At 66.8% G+C, this 6,505-nt stretch carries 6 protein-coding genes and 1 pseudogene; 2 read left to right on the top strand and 5 right to left on the bottom strand.

Annotated elements, in window-relative coordinates:
- The 3 genes and pseudogenes from HJG53_RS11555 to HJG53_RS11545 all read right to left on the bottom strand — a co-directional run.
- Positions 1–250, bottom strand: a pseudogene (locus HJG53_RS11555) (sensor histidine kinase N-terminal domain-containing protein); the annotation flags it as partial.
- A gap of 173 nt (positions 251–423) precedes the next feature.
- Entirely contained in the window at positions 424–1,089 is a 666-nt protein-coding gene (locus HJG53_RS11550) for a response regulator transcription factor (protein WP_171130646.1), read from the bottom strand.
- Between the two features lie 10 nt (positions 1,090–1,099).
- A complete protein-coding gene (locus HJG53_RS11545) occupies positions 1,100–1,396 on the bottom strand; it encodes a PepSY domain-containing protein (protein WP_171130644.1) in 297 nt (98 codons plus the stop codon).
- Between the two features lie 87 nt (positions 1,397–1,483).
- Here HJG53_RS11545 and HJG53_RS11540 point away from each other — a divergent pair, with 87 nt between their 5' ends.
- Positions 1,484–3,277, top strand: coding sequence for an ABC-F family ATP-binding cassette domain-containing protein (locus tag HJG53_RS11540; RefSeq protein WP_171130642.1), 1,794 nt, complete (start codon positions 1,484–1,486; stop codon positions 3,275–3,277).
- A 4-nt stretch (positions 3,278–3,281) separates the two neighbouring features.
- Here HJG53_RS11540 and HJG53_RS11535 read toward each other — a convergent pair whose 3' ends face one another.
- Positions 3,282–5,078 (bottom strand): DUF885 family protein, encoded by a 1,797-nt coding sequence (locus tag HJG53_RS11535; protein ID WP_171130640.1) that lies wholly within the window; start codon positions 5,076–5,078, stop codon positions 3,282–3,284.
- A gap of 125 nt (positions 5,079–5,203) precedes the next feature.
- Here HJG53_RS11535 and HJG53_RS11530 point away from each other — a divergent pair, with 125 nt between their 5' ends.
- Positions 5,204–5,647: a hemerythrin domain-containing protein gene (locus HJG53_RS11530; protein ID WP_171130638.1), complete on the top strand. Its 444-nt coding sequence runs from the start codon at positions 5,204–5,206 to the stop codon at positions 5,645–5,647.
- Here HJG53_RS11530 and HJG53_RS11525 read toward each other — a convergent pair.
- Positions 5,644–6,456, bottom strand: a complete 813-nt coding sequence (locus HJG53_RS11525; RefSeq protein ID WP_171130637.1) for an ATP-binding protein — start codon at positions 6,454–6,456, stop codon at positions 5,644–5,646. The genes HJG53_RS11530 and HJG53_RS11525 overlap by 4 nt on opposite strands.
- Between the last annotated feature and the right edge of the window lie 49 nt (positions 6,457–6,505).

Genomic DNA, 6,505 nt, shown 5'->3' with positions numbered 1-6,505 from the left:
GCTCGAAGCCCTTGCCGCTGATCTGATAATAAAGGCCGGAGTTCGGCTCCAGGAAGCGCTGGTCGCCGAGCGGCCGGTTGAGCAGCACTTCGCCCGCCGGCCCGATCTCCGCCGAGGCGACCATGGCCGTCAGCACATAATTGAGGGAGTCGTCGAAGTTGCGCGTGATCGCGTTGCTCAGCACCCGGTCGAGCGCCAAACCGCCGCCCAGCAGCAGCAGCCCGATCCAGGCCGCCGCGATCAGGATCATGCGGCGGCTCAGCGAACCGGTGGATTTTCGCTTACCTTGCTCCTCCCCGGTAAGGGGAGGGGGACCATGCGGAGCATGGTGGAGGGGCCCGGAGCGAAGCGGAGGGTTGGCCTCCTCGCTTCGCTGCGGCCCCTCCACCGGCTGCGCCTCCCCGTTCCGGGGAGGAGCTCGGATTAGCCATTGGGGTCTTCGAGGCTGTAGCCGAGCCCGCGGATCGTGGTGATCACGTCCTGGCCCAGCTTTTTGCGGATGCGGGTCACGAACACTTCGATCGTGTTCGAATCGCGGTCGAAATCCTGGTCGTAGATATGTTCGATCAACTCGGTGCGGCTGACCACCTTGCCCTTGTGGTGCATCAGATAGCTCAAGAGCTTATACTCCTGCGCGGTCAGCTTTACCGGCTCCCCGGCGAGCGTGACCTTGCCCGAACGGGTGTCGAGGCGCACGTCACCGGCGGTCAGCTCCGAGCTGCTGTTGCCGGAGGCGCGGCGGATCAGCGCGCGGAGCCTGGCGATCAGCTCTTCAGACTGGAACGGCTTGGCAAGGTAATCGTCGGCACCGGCGTCGAGCCCGGCAACCTTGTCCGACCAGCTGTCCCGCGCGGTCAGCACGAGGACCGGCATGGCGCGGCCTTCCTTGCGCCAGCGGTCGAGCACGGTCAGTCCGTCGATCGTCGGCAGGCCGAGATCGAGCACCACCGCGTCATAGGTCTCGGTCTGGCCCAGAAAATGTCCGTCCTCGCCGTCATCGGCCAGGTCGACGGCATAGCCGGCGCCTTCCAGCGTCTTGCGGAGCTGGGCCCCGAGGCTTGGTTCGTCTTCGACGATCAAAACGCGCATTGATTACCCCTCAAAAGCCGGACCGGCCGATCACCGCGCCGGTGCGGGCGTCGATATCGACCCAGATCACCGTGCCGGCACGCATGAACTTCAGGCGATAAACGCCGCCATCGAATTCAGGACCCAGATAGGTGCTCCCGCGCATCCGTGGCAGCACCCGATCCTCGATGTCACGCAACGAAAGCACCCGGCCCGATTTCCGGGCTTCGAATGCCTGATACTGGTCACCCCGCCGCTGCCCGGCAGCCGGGGCCGCCAGGGCGAGCGCAACAAGCGCCAAAGAGACGATACGCGTCATGCGGGTCATGGGCATAGCGGTTAGTGACAAGGCTTTGAATAGCCCATGAATGCGGCCGTTGGCGCTCGTTCAGCCAAGCTGATAGGGGCAGCGCCCATGTCTGCACCCGTGCTCGCTTTTGAAAATCTCGGTCTCGTCCAGGGCTCCGGCTGGCTGTTTCGCAATCTCGACCTCTATGTCGGACAGCGCGACCGGCTGGCGCTGATCGGGCGGAACGGCGCCGGCAAGACCACGCTGCTGAAGCTGCTCGCGGGCCGCATCGAGGCGGACGAAGGGCGGCGGACGATCGTACCGGGCACCAATGTCGTGCTGCTGGAACAGGATCCGGACGTTTCGGCGTTCCAGACGCTTCGCGACTATGCGCTCGGCGGCGCGATGGCTCCGCAGCTCCACGAAGTCGAAGCCATTGCCGACCAGATCGGCCTCGACCTCTCCCGACCGGCCGCCACTGCCTCGGGGGGCGAACGGCGCCGCGCGGCGATCGCCCGCGCCCTCGCGCTCGATCCCGACGTGCTGCTGCTGGACGAGCCGACCAACCATCTCGACCTCGGCGCGATCGACTGGCTCGAGGCGTGGCTGAACCGGTTCAAGGGCGCTTTCCTGGTCATCAGCCACGACCGCACCTTCCTGACGCGGCTGACGCGGTCGACCCTGTGGCTCGATCGCGGCAATCTGCGGCGCGCCGATGTCGGCTTTGGCGGCTTCGAAGCGTGGCAGGAAAAGGCCTATGCCGAAGAGGCGCGCGCGGCCGAGAAGCTCGACGCCAAGCTGAAGCTGGAGCTGCACTGGCTGCAGCGCGGCGTCACCGCCCGCCGCCGCCGCAACCAGGGCCGGCTCGCGAAGCTCAACGAGATGCGTGCCGCGCGCGCGGCGATGCTGGGGCCACAAGGCGCCGCCAAGCTCGCCATCGGCACTGACGATATCCGCACCAAGTCCGTGATCACGGCGGACAAGGTCACCAAGCGCTTTGGCGAGCGCACGATCATCAAGGACTTTTCGCTGCGTATCCAGCGCGGCGACCGGATCGGCATCGTCGGCGCGAATGGGGCCGGCAAGACGACCTTGCTGAAGCTGTTGACCGGCGAACTGCAGCCAGACGAAGGCGAAGTGACGCTCGCCAAGACACTGGACGGCGTGATCATCGACCAGCAGCGCAGCCTGCTCGCGCCCGACAAGCGCGTACGCGATGTGCTCGCCGATGGCGGCGACTGGATCGAAGTGCTCGGCACCAAAAAGCACATTCACGGCTATCTGAAGGAATTCCTGTTCGAACCGGGCCTCGCCGATGCGCGGGTCGGCACGCTGTCGGGTGGGGAGAGGTCGCGGCTGCTGCTGGCGCGCGAATTCGCCCGCCGGTCGAACCTGCTGGTGCTGGACGAGCCGACCAACGATCTCGATCTCGAGACGCTCGACCTGCTGCAGGAAGTCATCGCCGACTATGACGGCACGGTGCTGATCGTCAGCCACGACCGCGACTTCCTCGATCGCACGGTGACGGTGACTTTGGGTCTGGACGGTTCCGGCAAGGTCGACGTGGTCGCCGGCGGCTATGAAGATTGGGTGCGGCAGCGCTCCTCGGCTCCTGCCCGTTCCCCGGCGAAGGCCGGGGCCCAGAAGACACCGCAGCCTGGGCCCCGGCCTGCGCCGGGGAACAAGAAGCTGAGCTTCAAGGACCAGCGCGACTATGACCTGCTGCCGAAGCGAGTCGAGGAGCTGGAAGCGCAGATCGCGCGCGACGAAGCGGCGCTCGCCGACCCCGACCTCTACACTCGCGACCCGAAGCGCTTCGCCGCGCTGACGGCCGCAATCGACCAGGCGCGCGAAGAGAAGGACGCGGCCGAGCTGCGCTGGCTCGAACTGGCCGAACAGGTGGAGGCGCTCGCCTCCTGACCTGTTAGGCGGTCTTCATCCGCTCCCGCACATGGCGCTCGAGGATAGTCAGCGGCATCGCGCCGTCCTTCAGCACCTCGTGGAACTGCTTCACGTCGAAGCGCGCGCCCTGCGCCTTCTCCGCTTCGGCGCGCAGCCGCGACCAGACGCCATGGCCGACCTTGTAGCTGCAGGCCTGGCCGATCTGGGTGCAATAGCGCTCGACCTCGCGCTGGGTGCGCGGGCGGGCGAAGCCGGTGGTCGCGACCATATAGTCGGTCGCCTTTTCGCGGCTCCAATTCTTTGAATGCAGGCCGGTATCGACGACGAGCCGCGTCGCGCGGAACAGATAGGATTGCAGGAAGCCCGCACGCTCCAGCGGCGTCCGATAGACGCCCGCCTCGTCGGCGACGCTTTCGGCATAGAGCGCCCAGCCTTCCGAATAGGCCGAGAAACCGCCGATCTTGCGTAGCGTTGGGATGTCCTTCGAGGTCTGCGCGATGCTGATCTGGAGGTGATGGCCCGGCGTGCCTTCGTGGAAGCTGAGCGAAGGCAGCGTGTATTTCGGCCAGTCGCCGACATCCTTCAGGTTGACGAAGTAGATGGCCGGCCGCGAGCCGTCGAGCGAGGCGCGACGATAATAGCCGTTCGACGCGCCGTCCTGGATCTCGACGGGCACCGCGCGGATCTCGAGCGGCTGGTTCGGCACTGTCGCAAAGAAGCGCGGCAGCTGGGCGTTCATGCGCCGCACATCGTCGTTCAGCCCCTCGATCAGCGCCGCCCGGCCTTCCGCCGAGTTCGGGTAAAGCTGGTCGGGCCGGACGTTCAGCTGGGCGAGCCGCGCGCCGACTTCACCCTGCGTCAGCCCTTCGGCGCGCAGGATCTTGTCCAGCTGCGCGCTGATTTCCGCCACCTGGGCCAGGCCCATCCGGTGCACTTCGTCGGGCGACATGGTCGTGGTGGTCATCTGCTGGAGCGCGGCCGCATAGATCGCATCGCCTTGCGGCAGCCGCTGCGCGCCGTCGCCCGGCCGCGTCGTCGGCCGCAGCGCCTCAATGGCGGCGATCTGCCGGTCAAGCGCGGGATAGACCTTGTCGGCGACGATTCGGCTGGCGCGCGGCCCCCAATTGCCGGCGACGTTGGCCGCCTTTGCGCGCGTGACGAGCGACTGGACGAGCGTCGAGCTCTCCGGCGCCGTGCCGCGCAGCTTGCGCATCTGGCCGAGCGTCAGGTCGAGCGACCAGCCCGGCGCCAGGAATCCGCGCGCCGCCTGGGCACGCTGTTCTTCCGTCTCCTCGTCCAGCACGCGAGCAAAGGCTTCGAGCCGCGAGAGATAGGCCTCCGCATCGGCCGAGGTCTTGATCGTATGCGCCGAGTTCAGGAAGTCGGGCGTCGAGAAGTAAGAGCCGCCCTGCTGGAAGATCGGATAGGGCCGGACGACACTGTCGATGCCGAACCGCGCCGGGCCGACCTCCTGCCCCTCCAGCTGATAGACGATGACGTCGCGGTTCAGCTGATTGGCGGGCGACAGGCCGTTCAGCGCCCGCAGCCGCGCCAGCGCCTGGCGAGTCAGCGCCAGCTCCTTCTGCCGCTCCTCGGCGGTTGCCGGGCTCAACTGGCTCTTCAGCGCGGCGAGCGGGCCCTGATCGAGACCGAGGGACGTGGCCAGTTCGGGCGACCGCGCTACGGCTTCCTGAAAGATCTGCTCGAACAGCGCATTGGCGGCGGCGTCACCGCTTGTGCCTTGGGCCAGCAAGCGGCTGGGCAGCAGCGTGGTTCCCGCGATCAGGGCGGAGCTGGTCAGAAAGGCGCGACGGTCCATGATAATCCCCTCAAGCTGTTTTGCCGGCTTCTAGCCGCCCGCCCCCGCCTCGCCAGCGCGGTTCGACGAACGACAGGCAACCGCGCTCAATGTCGCTCGTTCTGCCTTCGCAACGGAGGATCGAGATGGAAATCACCAAGGCGCTGAAGACCGATCACCAGCAGCTCAAGAAGCTGATCCGCGCGGTCAACAAGAGCGAGGATGGCGAGGAGCGCAAGCGGCTGTTCACCGAATTCGCCGAGCTGCTGACCCGCCATTCCAAGGCCGAGGAGAAGGTGGTCTACGATGCCCTGATCGCGACCGGCGAGGAAGAAGAACAGGAATCAGGGCATGAAGGCTATACTGAGCACATGCTCGCCGAGACGCTGCTGAAGAAGCTCAAGGCCGGCGCCGACCCGATGTCGCCCGAATGGAGCGCCGAGGCCAAGGTCATGATGGAAATCCTCGAACATCATATCGAGGAGGAAGAGGATGAGATCTTCGCCCAGGTGAAGGAAGACTTCGACACCGCGGAGCGCAAGGAAATGGGCGACGCGTTCGAAGCGCAGAAGGAGAAGGTGAAGGCCTAAAGGCTTCGTCCCGCCCGGCCGGCGAGTTCGGTCACATAATGCCAGGCGACCCGGCCCGAGCGGGCGCCGCGGGCGGTCGCCCATAGCAGGGCGTCGGCGGCGTCGAACGGCAGCGCATAGGCATCGGCATAGCGCGCGACGATCGCGAGATACGTCTCCTGATCGAGCGCGTGAAAGCCGAGCGACAGGCCGAAGCGGTCGGCGAGCGCGAGCCGGTCGTCGACCACGTCGCGCGGGTTGATGGCGCTGGACTGCTCGTCGATGTCGCGCGCGACGATGTGGCGGCGATTCGACGTGACGTGCAGCCGGGCGTTGCCCGGCCTCGCTTCCGCGCCGCCTTCCAGTAGCGACCGCAGGATTCGGGTGTCGGCGCCGCCTGCCTCAAAGCCGATATCGTCGATGAACAGGATGAAGCCGCGCCCGGCGTCCCCGAGCAGGTCGAACAGGGCGGGCAGCGTATCAAGATGGTCGGCCGCCACGTCGACCAGGGCGAGATCCAACCCTTCCCGCTGCAGCGCGCCCACCACGGACTTGACCAGCGCGGATTTGCCGGTGCCCTTGGCGCCCCAGAGCAGCACATCGTGCGCCGCAGCGCCCTCCGCCAGCCGCCGCGCATTGGCGAGCAAGGCAGCCTTTTGCGCATCGATGCCGGTAAGCAGGTCAAGCGGCAGCGGCGCAAAGTGCCGCGCCGACTGCAGCGTGGTGCCGCGCCACAGATAGGCGGGATGGGCGCGCACATCGGCGTGGGCGCCGGGCGCAGGCGCCATGCGTTCCAGCGCGTCGGCGATGCGGGCAAGTGCCTCCTCCATGCCGCGCTCCTAGCTGCTGCAAACGGCCTTCGCCATGGACAGCCGCTCC

The sequence above is a fragment of the Sphingomonas sp. ID1715 genome, assembly GCF_013044515.1.
Lineage (GTDB): Bacteria > Pseudomonadota > Alphaproteobacteria > Sphingomonadales > Sphingomonadaceae > Sphingomonas_B.
The sequence above is the reverse complement of the archived record's forward strand: the minus strand, read 5'-3'. Positions and strand labels throughout refer to the sequence as shown.

What these genes read in the sequence shown, in the direction of transcription:
- HJG53_RS11530 (WP_171130638.1), top strand. Translation starts at nt 5,204, where the DNA reads ATGGAAATCACCAAGGCGCTGAAGACCGATCACCAGCAGCTCAAGAAG.
- HJG53_RS11545 (WP_171130644.1), bottom strand. Translation starts at nt 1,396, where the DNA reads ATGACCCGCATGACGCGTATCGTCTCTTTGGCGCTTGTTGCGCTCGCC.
- HJG53_RS11535 (WP_171130640.1), bottom strand. Translation starts at nt 5,078, where the DNA reads ATGGACCGTCGCGCCTTTCTGACCAGCTCCGCCCTGATCGCGGGAACC.
- HJG53_RS11525 (WP_171130637.1), bottom strand. Translation starts at nt 6,456, where the DNA reads ATGGAGGAGGCACTTGCCCGCATCGCCGACGCGCTGGAACGCATGGCG.
- HJG53_RS11540 (WP_171130642.1), top strand. Translation starts at nt 1,484, where the DNA reads ATGTCTGCACCCGTGCTCGCTTTTGAAAATCTCGGTCTCGTCCAGGGC.
- HJG53_RS11550 (WP_171130646.1), bottom strand. Translation starts at nt 1,089, where the DNA reads ATGCGCGTTTTGATCGTCGAAGACGAACCAAGCCTCGGGGCCCAGCTC.